The sequence below is a fragment of the Actinosynnema sp. NPDC059335 genome (genome assembly GCF_042752395.1).
Lineage (GTDB): Bacteria > Actinomycetota > Actinomycetes > Mycobacteriales > Pseudonocardiaceae > Actinosynnema.
On the sequence record NZ_JBHYXZ010000060.1, the window covers coordinates 1 to 19176 of the forward strand.

Here is a 19176-nt window from a genome sequence, read left to right on the forward strand (position 1 = left end):
CCACCAGGACGGCCGGCAGCGCCGCCAACGCGACCGCCGCGGGCCGGCGCCGGCGCGCGGGCCGGGACGGCGGGGCCTCGACCGAGGCGGCCACCGGCGCCGACCGCCGCGCCGGGTCGGGGGCCAGCATCCGCCCGATGGCCGTGGCCAGCGCGACCGGCACGTCGGGCCGGCTGACCGCGGGCACCGGGTCGCCGAGCACCCGCAGGATCCGCTCGCCGGGCAGCTCCCCGATCCGGCCCGGGTGCGGCGACCGCCCGGTCAGCGCGAAGTGCAGCACCGCGCCGAGGCCGTACACGTCGGTCGCCGCCTCGACCACGCCGGTGCGCAGCGTCTCCGGCGACACCCACTCGATGCCCGCCAACGGGTCGCGCCGGAACTGCCGCCGCTGCGCCACGCCGAAGTCGGCCAGCACGACCTCGCCGTTCGCGCGGAACAGCACGTTGGCCGGGGTGATCCCGCCGTGCAGCACGCCGGCCGCGTGCGCGGCGGCCAGGCCGCGTGACAGGGTTCCGCACAGCGCGTCCACCTCCTCCGACGACAGCGGTCCCTCCCGCCGCACCCGGTTCTCCAGCGAGTCGGCGCACAGCTCCATCCGGAACGCGTGCTTCACGCCGTCGACCAGCTCGACCCCGTCCAGCGGCAGCACCGGCGCGGACAGCCCGGCGAGCCTGGCCCGGTCCCGCTCGATCGTCGCGAGCGCGTGCCGGTCGAACCGGCCGGGGAACACCTTCAACGCCACGCCGTCGACGGCGTAGACCTCGGCGACCGGACCGGTGCCCACCAGCCGGGTCATCGGAGGGCGAACGCCGCTCGGACCCGCGCGCCGAACGACCGCCCGGCGAGCGCCCCGCGGATCTCCGCGACGGCGTCCCACGCGCCCGCCACCGCGTCGTCGTCCGCCCCGGCGCCCGACCACAGCGCCACGTCCAGGTGGCCCGCCAGGCGGTGCAGGCCGGCCACCACCGGGCCGGCGGACGCGGCCGCCACGTCGCGGACCGTCATGCCGGGCGTGATCCGCACGCCGTGCGCGCGCAACAGGTCGCGGGCCTCCCACCACGCGCCGACCACGCCGCGGACGCCGGTCCGCTTGCGGCGCGCGGTCCGGAGGGCCTTCGCGCCCGGGACGGCCAGCAGCACCACCACGGGCAGGGCGAGCACGCCCGCCAAGCCCCGCAGCACCACGTCGCGGACCCCCGTCCAGGGGATGCCCCCGTCCCCCGGTTCGACCGCGGCCACGGGCGGGTCGGGCAGCCGCTGGTCCGGCGGCGGCAGCTCGGCCCGCGCCTTGGCCACGACCTCGGCCAGCCCGGTCCGCGTCGGACCGGCGTCGGCCGCCGTGCCGGTCGGGTCGAGCGGCACCCAGCCGACGCCCTCCACCGCGACCTCGGGCCAGGCGAGCACGTCCCCGTTGCGCACCACCGCCTCGCCGGCCACCGGCCCGCGGGGCGCGCGGTACCCGACCGCCAACCGGGCCGGGATGCCGACGATCCGGGCGAGCACCACGTAGGACGCGGCGAACTGCTCGCTCGTGCCGCGCCGGGTCTCCAGCAGGAACTCGCGCAGCTGCGGCCAGCCGCTCCCGGTCGGCAGCTCCCCGCCGGTCGCGACCTTGAAGTGGTCGGCGAGGTACCGCTCCAGCACCAGCGCCGTCCGGAACGTCGGCCGCGCGGCCCCGGTGGCCTCCTCCGCCAGACCGGCGATCCCGTCCACGACGGTGCCGACGTCGCCGGGCGGGACGTCGGTCGACACCCCGGCGTCGGCCAACCCGGAGAGGTCGCCCGACGGTTCCCGCCACCTCAGCTCGTACTCCACCCGGCCGCCCCGCTCCGGCAGCAGCAGCGTGCCGGCGTCCTCGTCGACGAGGGGCCGCACCGCGCCCGTCACCGACGTGGGCACGGCCTGGCTCGGCAGCCACCGCGGTCCACTCGGGACGGTCACCCGCGCCGAGCGGGACGTCGTCGGCACGGTCACCCCGGCCGGCGGCGCGATCTCCGCGCCCAGCCTGCGGTACCGGTCGTCGGCCGTCCACGCGACGCCGTCGAAGCGGTCCAGCACCACCAGCCGCCAGCGGTCCACCGGGGCGTCGCTCGTGTACCGGAAGACCTCCGCTCCGGGGTCGGCCAACCGCGCCGCGACCTCGGTCAGCGGGCTCACCTCGCGCGGCAGCGGGACCTGCGCGACCTGGTTCTGCCGCACCGAGTACGCGGGTCCCACCGGCACCACCAGGGCGACCACCCCGGCCACGACGCCCAACCCGGCCGTCAACGCGACCGCGGAGCGCGCCGGGGTGAGGAACAGCCCGGCGACCGCCACCCCGTAGCCGAGCGCCACCAGCACCGCCACCACGCCCGACACCGCGACGAAGGTCTGGCTGAGCAGCAGCAGGGCCAGGCTCGGCAGCACGGCCGCGGCCGGCCACCGCAGCAGCTCGACCCCCGCCGACGCCGCGAGGAGCACGAGCAGCGGCACGAACAGCAGCAGGTCCGCCTCCGGCCGCACCGGCCACGTCGACTGGAGGGTGAGCTGCCAGGAGTCGGTCACGCCGGCGACCAGCCGCGCCACGCTGCCCGAGGTCGGCAGCCCGCCCCGCGTGGTGTCGAAGAGCGCCACCTCGACCAGCGCGACCGCGCCCACGAGCACCGCGCCCACGAGCACCGCGAGCAGGGGCCGCCACGGCCGCAGCGCCGCGACCCGGAGGCACAGCTCGAAGACCGCGTAGCACGCCACGACGACGGCGAGCACCGGCGGCGCCAGCGCACGCAACCCGAACACCGGCGCGAACAGCAGGCCCGGCACCGCGGTGGCCAGCAGCAGCCCGACCGCGTGGCCCCTCGTCACGCGATCACCTCCTGCCACCGGCGGATCGCGTCCACGGCGTTCGCCGCCCGCAGCACCCGCACCCCGGGCGCCTCGGGCGCGGCGCCGGCCTGCCCGACCAGCAGGATCACGTCGGCGTACCGCGGCCGCACGCCGACGAGCGCCGCGCGGTCACCCGCCGAGACCGTCGTCGAGGACGAGATCACGACGAGCGTGCCGCCGCCCGCACGCGCCAACGCGGCGGGCACGAGCGGCAGGCCCGCGTCCTCGGCGCGCGTCACGACGCACAGCTCCTCCAGGTACCGGTGGACCGCGTCCCACCCCGAGTCCGTGCCGACGTCGACACCGCCCGGCGTGACCAGCCGACACCGGTGATCGGCAGTGGCGGCGGCGACGACCAGGGACGCCGCGAGTTCGACCGCCTCCTCGAACTCCGGCGCCGCCACCTCGCGCCGGTCGTCCAGCAGCACGGTGAACTGCGGCCGGAGCGGGTCCGCGTAGTCGCGGACCATCAGCTGCCCGGTCCGCGCCGTCGCCTTCCAGTGCAGGTGGCGCACCTCGTCCCCGGGCACGTAGGGCCGCACCTCGCGGACGTCGAGCGACCCGCGCGGCGAGGTCTCCGCGGCCTCCCCGTCGTGGTGGTGCAGCGGGAGCCCGCCGGTGACGGCGCCGACCGGGTGCGTCCTCGGGTACACCCACAGCGTCGCCGTCGCGCCGAGGGTCACCTCGGCCCGGCCGAGCCCCAGCGCGTCGGTGCGGACCAGGGTCAGCGGGCCGACCCGGTGCCTGCCCCGCCGCCCGGTCGGCAGCTCGTCGAGGTAGACCTGTTCCGCGCCGGGCGCGAGCGGCCGGACCGCGACGGTCACCCGGTCCCCGCCGATCCGGTCGACCGCGGTGAAGCCGCCCTGCCGCCGCGGGCCCGGGTTGTGGACGCGCAGCGTGATCCCGGCCCGGCCGTCCCGCTCGACCCGGTCGGGGAACAGCTCGCGGATCACCTCCACCCGCGGCCCGCGCCCCGCGACCCCGAGCGCGGCGGCCACCGCGCCCAGCGCGATCGCGCCGAGCGCGACGGCCAGCGGGTACCCCGCGACCACACCGAGCGCGAGGAGCACGACCGCGACCGCGAGGGTGCACGTGCCACGTCGGGTCAGCCGCACGGTCAGGCCCCCGACGCGCTCACGACGGGGACGGGGACCTCGGCCAGCAGGTCGGCGACGACGCCCGCGGCCTCGCGCTGCCGCAGTTCGGCCTCCGGCTTGAGGATGAGCCGGTGGTCGAGCACCGGGTGCGCGACCTCCTTGACGTCGTCGATCGTCACGAACGCGCGCCCGTACGTCGCCGCGAGCGCCTGCGCCGCGCTGACGAGCGCGATGGTGCCGCGCGGGCTCGCGCCGTACCGGACCTCCGAGTGCTGCCGTGTCGCGGACGTGACGCTCGTCGCGTAGTCGATCACCGCGCGGTCGAGCCGGACGGCGCGCACCTGCGCGATGACGTCCCGCAGGGTCGGGAGGTCCACCACGGCCCCCAGCTCGTCGGGATCGACCCCGGCCCGGTTGCTCATGACCACCAGCGCCTCGGCGACCCGGTCCGGGTACCCCATCCGCAGCCGCATCAGGAACCGGTCGAGCTGCGCCTCCGGCAACCGGTACGTGCCCGCCATCTCGATCGGGTTCTGGGTGGCGATCACCAGGAACGGCCGCGGCACCTCGTGGGCCACCGCGTCGACCGTGACCCGCTGCTCCGACATCACCTCCAGCAACGCCGACTGCGTCTTGGGCGTGCCGCGGTTGATCTCGTCGGCCAGCACCACGTTCGCGAACACGCCGCCGGGGTGGAACGCGAACTTCCCGTCGCCCTGGTGGTAGACCTGCACGCCGGTGATGTCGCCGGGCAGCAGGTCGGGCGTGAACTGGATGCGGTTCCAGGTGCCGCCGACGCTGCGCGCCAGGCACCGGGCGAGCGTGGTCTTGCCCAGCCCGGGGACGTCCTCGATGAGCAGGTGCCCCTCGGCGAACAGCGCCGCCACGGCCAACCGGACGACCTGCGGCTTGCCCCGCACGACCTCCTGGACGTTCGCCGCGATCAGCTCGTACACCTGACCCGGGGTCAGCGTCACGATCTTCTCCTCCCGGATCGCCGGACCGCCGGGTTCGGGCGGACCGCCGCGGTCCCGTCGCGGTGGGCGAACGCTTCGAACGCCCCCGTCCCGTCGGCGTCGGTCCCCGCCCCGCGCCCGGGGTTGTCGTAGGGGCGCGCCGCGCAGTCCGGTCGGTCACCGCAGGGCGCGCCGCCGCTCGCGTTGATCCGCGCCCCGGCGTCGGCTTCGTGCGTGACCGACGCGGGCGCGCCGGTGAGGGTCTGCCCGTCCGGGGTCCGGGTCACCGCGAACACCGTGAAGGTGACGGCGCGGGCCGCCTCCACCTGCGGGTACACCACCTGCGTCCCGGTCACCCGCTGCGCGCCCAGGCCGGTGGCGGTGACCTCGTAGTGCACCAGCACGCCGCCGTTGAGCGGCGGCTGCCCCCAGGTCAGCGTGACGTCCCGGGTCGGCCGGTCGTCCACGTCGTAGTCCGCCCGCAGGCCGACCGGCGCCCCGGCCGGGGAGACCGGCGCGATCGGCGTGACCGGGCCGGACGTCGCGCCGGGGCCGGTGCCCGCCTGGTTCGTCGCGGCGACGGTGAAGGTGTAGCCCACCCCGTTGGCCAGGCCGCCGGCCCGGTACCCGCGCTCGCCGCCGCCGACCTGCGCGGAGCCGGCGTGGCCGTTGCTCCCCTGCCAGGTCACCAGGTACGCGGTGATCGGGGCGCGGTTGTCCGGGGCCGGGCCCCAGCCGACGTCGGCCCAGCCGTTGCCAGGCCGCGCGGTGACCGCGGTCGGTGCGCCGGGACGGCTCGGTGGCACGGGCGGCGGCGGCTCCGGGGTCGCCGGCGGTGCGGGCGGGGGAACCGCGGTCGGCCGGTCCGGCTGCCGGCGTTCGTCGGGCGAGGGGCGGGAGTCGGGCGGCGTCGGCCGGTCGGGCGGGGCCGGTTGGTCGGCCGGCTTCGCGGTCGGCGTGCCGGTCGACGGGGAGGGCTTCCGGGCCACCTCGACGTTCGTCACGCTGCCGTCCTCGGCGACCACCAACACCTGCGTGCCCCGGGTGTCCTCGACGTAGACCCGCTTGTCCTCGCCCAGGGTGAGCCGCGGCTCGCCGGCCTTGTCCCCGACCGGCTCCTCGTCCTTCTTGCGGCCGTTCGCGTCGTAGGTCAGCACGGTGCCGTCGCGCCGGTCCACCAGCGCGACGACCTCGCCGGTCGACACCGGGCCGTCGTAGTCCCCGGCGCCGAGCGCCACCGTGACCGACCGGGCCGGCGTGGTCGTGGTGTCCACCAGGACCAGGCTGCTCTGCGCCGTGCCCTCGTCGAGGACGGCCAGCCGCCCGCCCACGTCCTGCGCGGCCGGTCGCGCCGTGGGCGACAGCGGGACGCCCAGCTCGACGCCGTCGCCGAGCGCGTCGCCCTCGATCGCGTGCAGGGTGCTCGTGAACAGGTCGAGGAACGCGGGCCGGCCGTCCACGACGGTCAGCGCGCCGGGGTGGTCCGGCGGCACGGCCACCGGGCAGCCGGAGATCTCCACGGCGTCCTTGGCCAACGTGCAGATCCGGCCCTTCCCGGTGCGGTGGAACCACATCGTGCCGTCCTGGGTGACCACCGGGACGCCGATCGCGCCGTCGGTGGCGATCGACGCGGCCGGGTCGCCGAGCCGGACGATGCGGCCGCTGTCGGGGTAGACCGCGTACGGGCCGCCGACGACCTCGAAACCGACGGGGGTCCCGGTCGCGGGCGACCTGGTCGAGCGCCGCGGCGTCAGCGACTCCTTGTCGAACCCGGTGATCCGGTTGGGCCCGACGACCCAGCCGCCGGTGTCGCCCTGCAGCACCCGGCTGCCCACCTCGGCGTCGATCGGGAACTCGGCGTCGAGGTGGGCCGTCGCGCCGTCGAGGTGGAACACCACGCCGAGGACGGAGTTGTAGACCCAGTGGCCGGTGTTCGCGAACCTCGCGGCCGACAGCGGCGGCGTGACCCCGGCCAGGACCGCGCCCGCGACCGCCACGCAGACGACGGCGAGCAGGACGAACGGCTGGCTCGCGCGGGCGGCCGAGCGCTTGCTGGTCACGGTGCGGGAAGCTACCGGCGGTGCCCGGGGACCGGTCCCCGACGCCGTGACCTGCGGTGTCAGCGCTCGATCAGGTGGAAGCTGTCCCGGATCGCGGCGATCAGCGGTTCGGCCGCCGCCCAGCGCTCCGCCAGGGTCTCCTCGTCCGTCGCGTACAGGGAGAACGTCAGCTTGTAGAGCGCGCCGGCGGCCACGGCCCTCGTCCGCGTGCGGTAGTGGACCCCGCCCGCGCGGTAGGAGCACTCGAAGTCCGCCGACGCCGCGTTGCCGGACAGCTCGATCGGGCGGTAGTCCGTGATCTGCTGCTTGGTGCTCTGCGCCCGGTGGTCGGCGGTCAGCGCGTCGCGCGCCGACACGCCGGGCTTGTCGGTGATCCGCTGCACCTCGACCTTCAGCGCCCCGACCTTCGGGTCGGTCCGCTCGCCCTCCCAGGTGACGGAGCTGATCGTGCCGTCGATCGAGGAGGTGCGCGGCCACCCGGGCGGGATGCCGATCCCGAAGCCGAGGCGTTCCCGGTGGTCCTCCAGCGTGAAGTCCCGGGCGGTGGTCGTCGTGGGACCGGTCGACGTCGGCGACGCGCCGCCCCGGCCGCCCGGTGGCAGGTTCGTCAGCACCACCGCCACCACCGCGGCCGCGGCCACCGCGCCGAGGGCGAGCAGGGTCACGCGGCCCGACCGCGACTTCCCCGTCCGGGCCGAGGGCGGCGTGGGCGCGTCCGGCGACACCGGTCCGGCGGCGGGGCGGGGCAGGAAGGGCGGCACCGCGGTGCGGGTGTTGGGCACGGTCCCGTGGGCGACCGTCTGCTCGCCGGCCGGGTTGACCTCCCGCGTCGGGTACTCCAGCCGCACCCGCGTGCCGGGCGGCGCGGACGCCGGCAGGGCCGCGATCGCGGTCAGCCGCTCGATCGCGGCCCTGGCCGTCATCCGCTCGGCGGGCTTCTTGCGCAGCAGCCCGTCGATCACCGGGGCCAGCCGGCCGACCCGGGGGTCGGGCGCGGGCTCCCACGACAGCACCGCCCCCAGCGTGGCCTGGACGTCCCCGCGCGCGAACGGCGTCCGGCCGACGACCATGCCGTAGAGCATGATGCCGACCGACCACAGGTCGGCCGCCGGTCCCGCCTCGTCACCGCGGATCCGCTCCGGCGAGATGTACTCCGGCACGCCGGGCAGCTGCCCGGTCGCGGTGAGCACGGAGTCGCCGTCGATCAACGCGATCCCGAAGTCGGTGAGCACGACCCGGTCGTCCACGAGCATCACGTTGCCCGGCTTGACGTCCCGGTGCAGCACGCCGTTGCCGTGGGCGAAGTCGAGGGCCTCCAGCACCTGGACGCCGATGCGCGCGGCCCGGTCCACGGCCATCGGGCCGTCGGCCGCCAGGGCGTCGGCGAGCGAGCGCCCGTGCAGCAGCTCCATCACGATCAACGGCAACCCGGCCGCGTCCGTCACCACGTCGTGCACGGTGATGACGTTGGGGTGCTTGCTCAACTTCGCCGCGGCCCGCGCCTCCCGCAACGCGCGCCGCACCTCCGGGTCGTCCTCGCGCACCACCCGCCCCCTCGGCGGCACGATCTCCTTGATCGCCACCTCGCGGTCCAGGAACTCGTCGTGCGCGTGCCAGACGACACCCATCCCACCCCGACCGAGCGACCGCCGCAGCCGATAGCGCGCCGCGACCAGTCTCCCCTCGCCCTCAGTCACGTCGGTAATATAGCCACCACTCTCCGTCGCCGAGCCTGGTCGCCGTGCGCACGGGCACCCTGCCGACCAGCGTGATCACGCCGCAGCGCACCACACGTCCGGGTGAGAATGGTCGCCCGACCGAACGGTCCGGGCCGGCGTCAGGCCGACGTCGACGCACCACGCCGCAAGTGCCCGACCCGGGCACCACCACGCAATACCGAGGCACTGTCAACGCCGACCCTCGCCGGTGAAACTACGGCATACAACCCAATCAGACGGTTAATTCTTCACCAAAACCGGGATACTGGCGGTCCTGCACCTCTTCCCTGCGGAGGCGTCATGACCGTTCGAACCCGAGCCGCGGCGACCATCGCCGCGCTGCTGTCCACCACGATCGCCGCGTCACCCGCGACCGCCGCGCCCGCGCGGGCCGACCTCACCGCCGCCGTGGCCGACCGCCTCCACGACCGCGTCAGCGACCCGACCACAGCCGACCGGGCCACTGTGGTCACACCCGCGCGGCAGCACGGCGACTGGGCGATCGGCACCGCGGTCCTCACCACCCGCCCCGGCTCGCCGGACTTCCCCGACGGCCGGCTGTTCCTCGCCCGCCGGACCGACGGCACGTGGACCGTCGCGCTGGAGGGCGAGCCGCGGTTCGCCGAACTCGCCGGTCAGGCCCCGATCGTCGGCGACGCGGAACGCGCCCTGCTCGTCCAGCACGACGGCCGGCATGACGGCCAGGTCAGCACAACCGCCGGTGGAGACCTGCGCACCGGCATGGCGCTGCCGTTCGCGGTGGGCCAGGCGTGGACGATGTCCGGCGGGCCGCACGGCTGGTCCGGCGCCGCCGCGCCGTGGAGCTCGCTCGACCTGGCGGGCGGTGACCAGCGCGTGCTCGCCGCCCGCGCCGGCACCGCCTACACCATGTGCACCGGCTGGGTCCGCGTCATCCACGACCGCGGCTACGCCACCGACTACTACCACCTGTGGAACAACATCAACGTCAACGGCGCCGCCGTCGGCCAGGGCGCGTTCCTGGGCAACACCGGCACGGACGTCACCTGCGGCGGCTCGGCCTCGGGCAGGCACGTGCACTTCGCGTTGCGGCAGAACAACGCCTACGTCGGCATCGGCGACCACAACGTCGGCAAGTGGGTGCCGCAGAACGGCGCGTCGGCGTAACAGGGCTCGGCGCTGCACGGCAGCACCCGCGTGTACGCCGGTGGAACAGTCCACAACTACGGCGCGCTCGGCTTCACGCAAGGCGTGGTCGACGCCAACGGCGGCGGCACGGTGAACAAGCGCACCGGTCCCGGCGCCGGCTATGCCGTGGCGGGCAGCGTGGGCGACGGCGCGACCGTCACCATCTCGTGCTCCGCCAACGGCACCTCGCACACCGGGCGTTGGGGCGCCACCGCCCTGTGGAACAGGCTCTCGGACGGCGCCTGGGTGAGCGACGCCTTCCTGTGGACCGGGGTCAACGGTCCCGTCAACGGCTACTGCTGACCACCGGCCTGTCCGGATGTGACAGAACACCGTCATTGCGGCCACGCCCGCCGGTGGTGACGATGGGTGCATGCCACCCGCCCGCCGCGTCGTCATCGCGGTCTTCCCGGACGTCGACCTCCTCGACGTCACCGGCCCCGCCGAGGTGTTCGCGCTGGCCAACCGGCAGACCGCCGGGCGGGCGGGGTACGTGGTGCAGCTCGCCGGCCGGTCACCCGGCGTGGTCACGACGTCCGCCGGGGTCCGGCTGGTGACGGACCTCTCGTTCACGGAGGTGGACGGCGCGATCGACACGCTGGTGGTGCCCGGCGCGGTCGACCTGCGCCCCGGCGGTCCGGTCGCCCGGATCGACCGCGACGTGGTGGCGTGGCTGCGGACGACCGCGCCGCTGGCCCGGCGGGTGGCGTCGGTGTGCGTGGGCGCGCACCTGCTGGCCGCCGCCGGGCTGCTGGACGGCCTCACGGCCACCACCCACTGGTCGACCGCCGAGCAGTTGGCGGCCGACCACCCGGCGGTGGTCGTGGACCCGGACCCGATCTTCGTGCGGTGCGGGAACGTGTGGACCGGCGCGGGGATCAGCGCCTGCATGGACCTCGCGCTGGCGCTGGTGGCCGAGGACCTGGGCGAGGCGGTCGCCCTGACCGTCGCCCGGCAGCTGGTCATGTACCTCAAGCGGCAGGGCGGGCAGAGCCAGTTCTCGGTCCCGTTGAGCCGCCCGCCCGCCGCCCGCCGGGACATCGACGAGCTGCGCGCGTTCATCACCGACCACGTGGACGGCGACCTGTCGACGGCCGCCCTCGCCGCGCGGATGTGCCTGAGCGAGCGCCACTTCGCCCGCGTCTTCCGCCAGGAGACGGGCACCACCCCGGCCGCCTACGTGGAGGCCACCCGGGTCGAGGCCGCCCGCCGCCTGCTGGAGAGCACCGACCAACCCCTGGACCGGGTCGCCGCCGCCTGCGGCCTCGGCTCGGTGGAAACGCTCCACCGGGCGCTGCGCCGGCAGATCGGCGCCACGCCGGCCGCCTACCGCCGCCGGTTCCGCACCGCCGGCTGACCACTCACCGCACCGTGCCCACCACCCCCACCGAACGGAGTTCCGCCATGCCCGCTTCCCCGAGCCTGCGCGACGTGATCGGCCTCGGCGACCGGCTGCCCCGGCTGGCCGACGCCACCCTCGTCCTGATCGACTTCCAGAACACCTACCGCACGGGCGTCATGGCCCTCGACGGCGTCGACGCGGCCCTCGCGGCCGGCTCGCGCCTGCTGGCCGCCGCACGCGCCGCCGGCACGCCGGTGGTCCACGTCGTCAACGACGGCGGCGAGGGCTCCCCGTACGACATCCGCGCCGAGACCGGGGCCATCAGCGCCGAGGTCGCCCCGGTCGACGGCGAACCCGTCGTGGTCAAGCGGTTCCCCGACGCCTTCCACGACACCGACCTGGAACGGACGCTGCGCGCGCTCGGCCGGGGCGAGGACCTGGTGCCGGCCGGGTTCATGACCCACATGTGCGTCACCTTCACCGCCCAGGGCGCGTTCAACCTCGGCTTCCGCCCCACCGTGGTCGCCGACGCCACCGCCACCCGGCCCCTGGCCTCGCCCGACGGCGCGGTGATCCCCGCCGCGACGCTCTAGGCGGCGGCCCTCACCACCATCGGTGACCTCTTCGCCACCATCGCCCCCACCGTCGACGACCTCGTCGGCTGACCCCCTGGGCGCGGTCCGGCGGCGCGGGCCCCTGGTCAGCCGATCGCCACCTGCATGCCGCGCAGCTCGTACCCGGCGATCTCGTCCTTGAACGCGATGCGCGGCGGCCGGACCATCCGCACGCCGTCCGCCGACAGCAGCCTGTGCAGGAAGACGTCGGACTCCAGCATCGCGATGTGCGAGCCGGGGCACTTGTGCGGGCCGTCGCCGAAGGACAGCCCGGTCGAGCCGCCCCCGTCGCGCACCGGACGGCCGGGGCACAGCGCCAGCGGTCGGTCGCCGACGACCTCCGGGTCGGTGTTGGCGTGGTCGAGCTGCACCCGGACCAACGAGCCCGCGGGCACGGTCACCCCGCCGACCGCGACGTCGGCGGTGGTGCGCCGCTTCAGGTGGCCGATGACCGGTTCGAGGCGCAGCACCTCGTGCAGGATCAGCAGCCGCTCGGGTTCGGCGGCGGCGAGGTAGCGGGCCCGCAACCCGTCGTCGGTGAACAGGTGCCACGCGGCCATCACGATGAACTCCCGCGTGGTGACCATCCCGGCGGCCGCGAAGGTCAGGCACTCGCCCAGGATCTCCGCCGCCGTGCAGCCCTCGTCGAGCAGGTGCGAGATCAGGTCGTCCCGCCGCCGCGCCCGCCGCGCCCGCACCGCGGGCCGGACGTCGTTGAGGTAGATCGCCGACCAGCCCCGCAGCTGCCGCCAGATCCAGTAGAGGCCGTGCGGGCTGGTGAACCCCGGTCGGCCGAACTTCTCGGGGAAGAAGTAGTCCAGCCGCCGCCGGATCCCCGGCCTGCTCCCGGTCAGCCCGATCACCGCCGACGTGACCTCGATGACGAGCCGGAAGCCCACGTCCGCGAGGTCCACCGCCCCCGCGCCGCGCATCGACGCCACCTGCTCCTCGGCGACGCGTTCCATCACCGGGCGGTAGGACTCGTCCACCCGCCGGGGCGTGAAGAACCGCGCCGTCTGCCGGCGGTGCTCGCGGTGCTCGGGCCCGTCGCGGTAGAGCACGGGACGGCGGATCCGGCTCGGGAAGTTCTCGGTCGTCTCCACGCCCAGACCGGCCTGCACCGTGTTGTGGTCGCGCAGGAACAGGCGGGCGGCCGCGTACCCGTCGACCTGCCACGTCCCGTCGCGGTCCCGGTGCACGGGGCACCCGGCCGGCGGCGCCCCGCGGTCGACCTTGCGAGTGTTCACGACCCCCACGCTCCCCTCCGGAAGGCGGCGCCACGCCCCGCCCGCCTCCGCACCGCTACCGGTCGAGCCGCAGCACCGTTTCCTCGATCTCGGCGTCCCGCGCGGTGGCGTACGACGTCTCCGTGCCGACGACCGTGAACCCGGCCTTGCGCAGGACCCTGAGCGATCCGATGTTGTCGCTCGCCGCGCGGGCGTACAAGGGCCGAACCGGCACCAGGTCGAGGAAGAGCGCGAGGGCCGCACCGGCGACCCCCTGCCCCCAGACCGCGCGGTCGATCCAGTAGGTGATCTCGGTGTCGCCTGCCACGACGAAGCAGCCGATGCTGCCGACCAGGCGTCCCCCACGCGTCACCGCGCGCGAGGTGACGTCCGGCGAGTCCCGCAACCTCGCCATGTGGCGGTCGAACGCCTCCCGGTCGTCCGGGTCCTGCGCGGTGAAGGCGGCCATCCGCACCGCCTCGGGGTCGCGCATCTGCTCGAACAGCGCATCGAGGTCGGCGTCCTCGATCGGCCGCAACGCCACATCCGTCATCGGTGCCCCCCGGAGCCGCCCGTCACCCGCCTGCCCGCCTGCCCGCCGAACGTAGCAGCGGGGTCCGACAGTGTGGCCGTGCAGCGGAAGCGCAGGTCGCCCCCAGAGAGATCACGGAACGTCAACCACGGACGCCTACGGGCGGATCGATCGGTTCCGCGTAACCTTCAAGGCGCGCAGCAGCATGTCCGCCACGACTTGGGTGATCGAACGGGTACGCAGGGCCGGACAAGCGGTGACGACCTTCGACGAGCAGCGGAACGTCGCGGTGGGGCACGGACGGGTCTTCCCGCTCGGCGGATGGTGGTGACGCCTCCATCCGCGTCGCTGAAAGACCCGCCTCTCGTCTCACCCTCTACCTGCCGTCACCAACGTCATCTAGGCGGCGAGTGCGCCCCTCTTTCGCTTCGCCACGTACGGAATGTCGGCGAACTCCAATCGGAGACCGAGCCGCCGCATCCGTCGATCAAGGCGGAGAAGGGACAGCTGCGACAGGCTGAACAACCGGTCGACGTGCCACGGGCGACCGGCCGCGGCCAACACCACCGTGGTGGGCCCGTCCGGCGTCACCATGGTCGGGTCGACTGCCGCGACACGCCGGTTGAACTCGATCAACGCTTCCGGCTCGAACCGCAGTGACTCCGCCGAGACCTGTGCTTGGGTGAACAGGTGGCTGGCCGCCGTCGCTCGGCTAAGCCACTTCACGTGCACCATCTCGCCGGACGGTCCGACGAGGTCACAGAGCTCGAACTTGTGGTGCAACGGAGTGGCGGCGAGATCGCGGTCCAGGACGATGCCGCCTAGGTGAGCGGCTGCGTGTCCGCAATAGACATGCTCGTCGTTCCGCTTCCCGGTAGGGGTCCACAGCGGGAAGGAAAGCGTGCTGCGCCTACTCAGCAGTTCGTTGACCTGGTCGTGGATCTGCTCGACGAAGCTCTCACCGATCCTTACCCACTCGCCGTGGTGGTAGCAGTAGCGGACACTGTCGATGGTCGTCTCGAAGCTCACCCACCTGCGGAGTTGGGTCGCGGCCGCGAGCGCGTCCCGGCCCGAGTCGTCCGCGCACGGCGTCACCCGGACGCGGGCGATCTCCGCCAAGCGCTCGTCAAGCGGAACACCAGTGAGCAACTGCAGGATGTCGGCGATCTCCAGTGGCGCGACGATGGGTGCCCCACCACGACTCGACACCGCGTACGAGTGCGCGTCATCGGCGGCCCTCACGACGTTCGGTGGCCACGCCACGTCCAAGGGGCCGAAGCGGTCGTCACCACCGAGCGCTCGGGCCAACCGCTGCTCCAGTTCGGTGTAGTGCGGATGGCCGCGCTTGACCGGCCGGAGCTGCCCGATGAACTGCAGGCGGCTGTCCACATCGGTCTGATCGACGATCTCACCGATCTTCGCCAGGTCGCGTAGGAGCGCATCGGGATCCCGTGCCAACGGCACGGTCAACGAGTTCGCCGTCTTGATCCGGTAGGGCTTCGCGTTGTCGCGGTCGTAGGTCAGCCCGGACAGGTCTGCCAAGCCTCCGACGCGATTGACCAACTCGCCGAACCGCTCCAGGTCGAAGCTGCCGATGTCGCTCCCTCCTGGGAACGACGTCTCGATGTGCCGGGCGGTGGCGTCCAGCGCCGACCGGGCGACCGTGCCCAGGCGGTCCGGGTCGAGGCGGCGGATCCCGAACATCAGGCCGAAGCCCTGTTCCATCATCTGGTCGTCGAGCAGGTGGTGACCCGAGCCGCAGGCGATGGCATAGGTCCACGGCGGCAGCGGCACGAGCAGGACGGCGAACGGCAGGGAGCTCGGAAGATTGACGGTGACGTCGGTGACCGACTGGATGAAGGACGCCCACTCCGGCTGCTCGGAGCCGAAGCGCCCGGTCACCAGGCGACCGGTCACCTCTCCGATGCGCACCTCGCGGTTCTCATGGATGTCGTGCTGGGTAAGGGAAACAAGGTAGTCGACCAGGTCCAGGCCACCCTCGAAGCGGTAGAGGGTCTTGGGCGTGGTCGAAGAGCGGAGTCGAGGCAAGGTTGCATGTCCTTGGCGCGCGGCGGCACGGCGCTCACCACGAGGGCGGCGCACAGCCGGGAAGCAGATACCCATGGAGTCGGCTGCGAAGACGTTCGAAGTCGACTGGGGTCTGAGCAGGCAGCAGCCTGCTCAGACAGCCGGGATCGACAGCCGTGTGACGTGGCTGTGAACGATCGTGGCGGATCAGCCGGTCGGCAGAGCTGTCAAGTCCAACCGATCCAGTGATTCAGAACGGAAGTCCGCATTCCTGTGGCGTTTTCAGACAGCCTGGACTTAGAATCACAGGCGTTCCTCCTGACGGTTCTCTGGTGGGTAGCCAGTTCAGTTGGATGGGACGACATCACGCGGCTCCCTGTTGGCGCAGGGGGCCGCGTTCTCATGAAGAGACCATGCTAGGCCGTCATAGGGGCATCCTTACGTGCCGACACTCCAGGCGGTCCGGCGAAGCAGGAGCAAGGCGCTGGGCGGCCGTCACCCGACGGTGAGCGGTCAACCCCCATCGGTCGAGCCGATACACCGTTTGCGAACGTTCCGTCAGAGGTACGCCCATAAGTAGACCCCAACGTGTCCGAGTGTTCTCCGGAGGATACACCTCGTGAGCACAGGGAGTGCGCGGCGACAACGGAGGCCACCCACCGCGCCTACCAGGGCTGGAGCGCCGTCCGGCCTTGCAGCTCGCACGTCGTGACGGTGCATCCGAACGTCGCGGATGCCGTCCGGTGGCCTGCGTGGGCGTCGGACCGCTGAGGGTGGATCCGACTTCAGAGGTTGGCGTGGGCGGTGCGGATCGACTGCTCGGCCTGGGCGTCGCGGAACTCGAAGGTCGAGCCGTCGGCGAACGCGATGCGCACGAACCACTCCGGCCGCGCCAGCCGCCCCAACGGCACGGCCTGCAACCGCGCGGCGGCCACCGGGGACTCCCACCACGTGACCAGCGGCGGGACGTCGGGTGACGACTGGCCGAGGCCGCGGACCCGGCCGAGCAGTCCGCCGGACGCGGGCGCGGCGGGCCTGGTCGCCTCACCGTCCACGACCAGCGCGAGGCGCCGGTTCGTCAGCAGCAGGCGGCACTCGTCGCGGCCCGCGGTGAACAGGTCCGCCCACCGGGCCGCGGCCTGCTCGGGGCCCTTGGCGTGGGCCCACGCCCACACCGCGGGGTCGTGCACCCACTCGTCGTGGTGGAACCGCCCTTCGGCGACCGCGCGCGTCGGCAACGGCCACTCGGGCTCGGGCACCTCCAACGCCGCCGTCGCGGACCGGTGCGGCGCGGCGCGGGTCGGGCCGACCGTGCTGCCGACGTGGCCTTCCGGGTCCACCACCCACACGACCTGCTCGCCGGGCCCGACCCAGCGCCGCTGGGCCACCTCGCCGATCTTCAGCCTGTTCTTGGGCACCGCGGTCCGTCCTCTACCGACCGTTGACCAGGGCGAGCAGCCGCTGCGCGAGCCCCGGTTCGGCCCCGCCGACCACGTCGACGCCCGACCCGTCCGCGAGCGAGACGCGCAACACGTGGACCGTGCCGGGCGTGTAGTCGTAGGGCAGCCTGCGCTCGGCGACGGCGACCCCGGTGATCCGCTCGCGCGGCACCTCGGCCACCGGGACCACCCCCGCGGTCTCGACGGGCACGTGCGGCGGGAACGCGCTCCGGCCCGCGAACGCGTCACGGGCGCTCTTGGCGAAGCCCCACACCTGGTCGAGCAGCGACTTGTCCGGTTCCGCCCCCTCGGCCGGGGCTTCGGGCTCGGTGCGCAGCCAGGCCATCCGCCGCGGCGTGAGCACCCACCACGCGGAGGACTGCTCGCGCACGGCCAGGCCCGCTCCGGCCGCCACCGCGTCCGGCCCCGGGCCGAACACCACGACCTTCGGCGGCGACTGGGCCTGGTCACGGGGTCCGCCGGCGGTCACGGCGGCCGTCGCGGTGCCCAGGACCCGCAGCGCCTTGCCGCCGAGCCCGCGCTCCGGCGCGCCCCACCAGTCCAGCCCGCCCACGTCGAAGCCGGAATTGGTCGTGCCCGCCGGCGCGCAGACCAGCACGGGCTCGTCCGGCGCGGCCCAGTGCTCCCTGATCGCCAGGACCCCGTCGAGCTTCACCAGGCGAACCCGCGGTCCTGCGCCGCGCGCCGCTCCTCTTCGGACGGCGCGTTCCGCGCCTGGTCGTACGCCTCCTGCGTGCCGAACTTGATGCCGCCGTCCACGGCGGCGTCCACGCCCGCGCTGAACGCCGCGCCACCGACCCTGGTCTGACCGCCGAGCATGCCGGTGAGCACGGTCTGGGCGATGTTGCCCGCCAGCGCGCCCTCGCCGGTCACGCCCTGCATGAACCGGTTGCCGGTGGTGGAGGCCAGGGACACGTCGTCGGCCCGCGTCACGATGTTGACCAGCGGGTTCGCCCCGAGGTGGCGGCCCGCGAACTGCTGGGCCATGTTGCCGCCACGCAGGCCGTTCATCCGCTGGATGACCTGGCGCAGCGGTCCGCGCAACCGGGTGAGCAGGTCCTCCAACCGCTTGACGATCTTGAACAGCTCCATCTGGAGCTTCGACACGCGCATCGTGATGCGCATGCCCGTGCTGCCGACCTGCACGGTCGTCGTGGCCCCGGCGGCCGCGACCGAGCCGCCGGCGGTGATCCAGGACGCGGCCAGCGCCGCCAGCCACTGCACGATCAGGCCGATGATCAGCTCGGTGAGGATCTGGATCACGAACTCCACGAACATGTCGAACAGGTCGGCGATCATGTCCAGGGTCTGCTTGAGCCCCCGCACGTCCTCGGCCAGGGCCGACACGCCGTCGCCGAACTCGGTGACCTGCCTGCGGAACGCGTCGCCCGCCGCGCCCTGCCAGACGCCGGTGGTCGCCTCGGCGCGCTTCTTCTCGGCCTCGGCGACCTCGTCGAGCCAGCCGGCGACCTGCTCCCAGCCGTTGCCGGTGGCGCGCATCTGCTCCGGGTCGCCGACCGCCCACTCGGCGATCTCGATCAACGGGCTGAGCACGATGGACACCAGGAAGCCCAGGCCGTTGTCCAGCAGCGCCTGTCCCGGGCTGGCCATGGTCTGCAACAGCTCCATGCGCCCGGAGATCGTCGCCGCGGCCATCTGCGGCGGGCTGGTGGCGTCGGCGAGGTCCTGCAACGCGCCGATGCCCGAGCTGCCGCGCCCGGCGGCCTGCTCGAACCAGTTCTTCTGATCGCCGCCGTTGAGGTCGGCGAACGTGCCCGGTCCGCCGGTCATCGGCCACCGACCAGGCCGTCGGCGATCTGCTGCAACGCCTGCGAGATGCCGTCGTCCACGCCGCGGTAGACCTCGAAGCTCCCGCGCAGCTGCTCGCCGGTCTGCTCCAGGAAGCCCTTCGCGTCGTTGGCCAGCTGCCGGCACTCGTCGAGGCTCGAGAAGTAGCCGCTGCTCAGGCCGACGGCGTCGCCGATGGGCCCGAAGCACTGGTCGTCGACGCGCGCCTGTTCCAGCAGGTCGGCGAGCTGCCCGAACTTCCCGGCGAGGCTCTCGCTGCCCGCCGCGAAGGCGGTCAACGCCTCCGGCACGATGCTGAACGTCAT

General features: G+C 74.0%; 17 protein-coding genes. 4 read left to right on the forward strand and 13 right to left on the reverse strand.

Annotation, left to right across the window (positions count from 1 at the left end; translation table 11 throughout):
- From ACFXGA_RS19980 to ACFXGA_RS20005, 6 genes are all read right to left on the reverse strand, one after another.
- The coding region (locus ACFXGA_RS19980) for a protein kinase (RefSeq protein WP_378089935.1) at nt 1–796 on the reverse strand (796 nt) is incomplete at its 3' end.
- Nucleotides 793–2841, reverse strand: a complete 2049-nt coding sequence (locus ACFXGA_RS19985) for a transglutaminaseTgpA domain-containing protein (RefSeq protein WP_378089937.1) — start codon at nt 2839–2841, stop codon at nt 793–795. The genes ACFXGA_RS19985 and ACFXGA_RS19980, both read right to left, overlap by 4 nt.
- A complete protein-coding gene (locus tag ACFXGA_RS19990; RefSeq protein WP_378089939.1) occupies nt 2838–3977 on the reverse strand; it encodes a DUF58 domain-containing protein in 1140 nt (379 codons plus the stop codon). The genes ACFXGA_RS19985 and ACFXGA_RS19990 overlap by 4 nt, the downstream gene beginning before the upstream one ends.
- Nucleotides 3978–3979: 2 nt before the next feature.
- The gene (locus tag ACFXGA_RS19995; RefSeq protein WP_378089941.1) at nt 3980–4936 is read right to left on the reverse strand and encodes an AAA family ATPase; all 957 of its coding nucleotides are present in this window, start codon (nt 4934–4936) and stop codon (nt 3980–3982) included.
- Nucleotides 4933–6975: a fibronectin type III domain-containing protein gene (locus ACFXGA_RS20000; RefSeq protein WP_378089943.1), complete on the reverse strand. Its 2043-nt coding sequence runs from the start codon at nt 6973–6975 to the stop codon at nt 4933–4935. The genes ACFXGA_RS19995 and ACFXGA_RS20000 overlap by 4 nt, the downstream gene beginning before the upstream one ends.
- Nucleotides 6976–7034: 59 nt before the next feature.
- A complete protein-coding gene (locus ACFXGA_RS20005; protein ID WP_378089945.1) occupies nt 7035–8672 on the reverse strand; it encodes a serine/threonine-protein kinase in 1638 nt (545 codons plus the stop codon).
- A gap of 321 nt (nt 8673–8993) precedes the next feature.
- On the opposite strand from ACFXGA_RS20005, the gene ACFXGA_RS20010 reads away from it, so the two are divergent.
- The 4 genes from ACFXGA_RS20010 (at nt 8994) to ACFXGA_RS20025 (ending at nt 11795) form a co-directional block, all read left to right on the forward strand.
- Complete coding sequence (locus tag ACFXGA_RS20010) at nt 8994–9839, forward strand: M23 family metallopeptidase (protein ID WP_378089947.1); 846 nt, start codon at nt 8994–8996, stop codon at nt 9837–9839.
- 30 nt (nt 9840–9869) lie between these two features.
- A complete protein-coding gene (locus ACFXGA_RS20015) occupies nt 9870–10163 on the forward strand; it encodes a hypothetical protein (protein ID WP_378089949.1) in 294 nt (97 codons plus the stop codon).
- Nucleotides 10164–10233: 70 nt separating this feature from the next.
- Nucleotides 10234–11217, forward strand: coding sequence for a GlxA family transcriptional regulator (locus tag ACFXGA_RS20020; RefSeq protein WP_378089951.1), 984 nt, complete (start codon nt 10234–10236; stop codon nt 11215–11217).
- Between the two features lie 47 nt (nt 11218–11264).
- On the forward strand, nt 11265–11795 hold the full coding sequence (locus tag ACFXGA_RS20025) for an isochorismatase family protein (RefSeq protein WP_378089953.1): 531 nt from the start codon (nt 11265–11267) through the stop codon (nt 11793–11795).
- 107 nt (nt 11796–11902) lie between these two features.
- On the opposite strand, the gene ACFXGA_RS20030 is transcribed toward ACFXGA_RS20025, so the two are convergent.
- The 7 genes from ACFXGA_RS20030 to ACFXGA_RS20060 form a co-directional block, all read right to left on the reverse strand.
- Nucleotides 11903–13063, reverse strand: coding sequence for a cytochrome P450 (locus ACFXGA_RS20030; protein WP_378089954.1), 1161 nt, complete (start codon nt 13061–13063; stop codon nt 11903–11905).
- Nucleotides 13064–13118: 55 nt separating this feature from the next.
- The gene (locus ACFXGA_RS20035) at nt 13119–13595 is read right to left on the reverse strand and encodes a GNAT family N-acetyltransferase (protein WP_378089956.1); all 477 of its coding nucleotides are present in this window, start codon (nt 13593–13595) and stop codon (nt 13119–13121) included.
- Nucleotides 13596–13973: 378 nt separating this feature from the next.
- Nucleotides 13974–15623, reverse strand: coding sequence for a TIGR04141 family sporadically distributed protein (locus ACFXGA_RS20040; protein ID WP_378089958.1), 1650 nt, complete (start codon nt 15621–15623; stop codon nt 13974–13976).
- A gap of 764 nt (nt 15624–16387) precedes the next feature.
- Nucleotides 16388–17020: a hypothetical protein gene (locus ACFXGA_RS20045; protein WP_378089960.1), complete on the reverse strand. Its 633-nt coding sequence runs from the start codon at nt 17018–17020 to the stop codon at nt 16388–16390.
- A gap of 13 nt (nt 17021–17033) precedes the next feature.
- Nucleotides 17034–17717: a hypothetical protein gene (locus ACFXGA_RS20050; protein WP_378089962.1), complete on the reverse strand. Its 684-nt coding sequence runs from the start codon at nt 17715–17717 to the stop codon at nt 17034–17036.
- Entirely contained in the window at nt 17714–18853 is a 1140-nt protein-coding gene (locus ACFXGA_RS20055; protein ID WP_378089964.1) for a WXG100 family type VII secretion target, read from the reverse strand. The genes ACFXGA_RS20050 and ACFXGA_RS20055 overlap by 4 nt, the downstream gene beginning before the upstream one ends.
- A complete protein-coding gene (locus ACFXGA_RS20060) occupies nt 18850–19176 on the reverse strand; it encodes a hypothetical protein (protein WP_378089966.1) in 327 nt (108 codons plus the stop codon). The genes ACFXGA_RS20055 and ACFXGA_RS20060 overlap by 4 nt, the downstream gene beginning before the upstream one ends.

Bases quoted from the DNA above. Each gene is read 5' to 3' on its own strand.
- ACFXGA_RS20060 (WP_378089966.1), bottom strand. From the start codon at position 19,176: ATGACGTTCAGCATCGTGCCGGAGGCGTTGACCGCCTTCGCGGCGGGC.
- ACFXGA_RS20020 (WP_378089951.1), top strand. From the start codon at position 10,234: ATGCCACCCGCCCGCCGCGTCGTCATCGCGGTCTTCCCGGACGTCGAC.
- ACFXGA_RS20055 (WP_378089964.1), bottom strand. From the start codon at position 18,853: ATGACCGGCGGACCGGGCACGTTCGCCGACCTCAACGGCGGCGATCAG.
- ACFXGA_RS20010 (WP_378089947.1), top strand. From the start codon at position 8,994: ATGACCGTTCGAACCCGAGCCGCGGCGACCATCGCCGCGCTGCTGTCC.
- ACFXGA_RS20025 (WP_378089953.1), top strand. From the start codon at position 11,265: ATGCCCGCTTCCCCGAGCCTGCGCGACGTGATCGGCCTCGGCGACCGG.
- ACFXGA_RS20035 (WP_378089956.1), bottom strand. From the start codon at position 13,595: ATGACGGATGTGGCGTTGCGGCCGATCGAGGACGCCGACCTCGATGCG.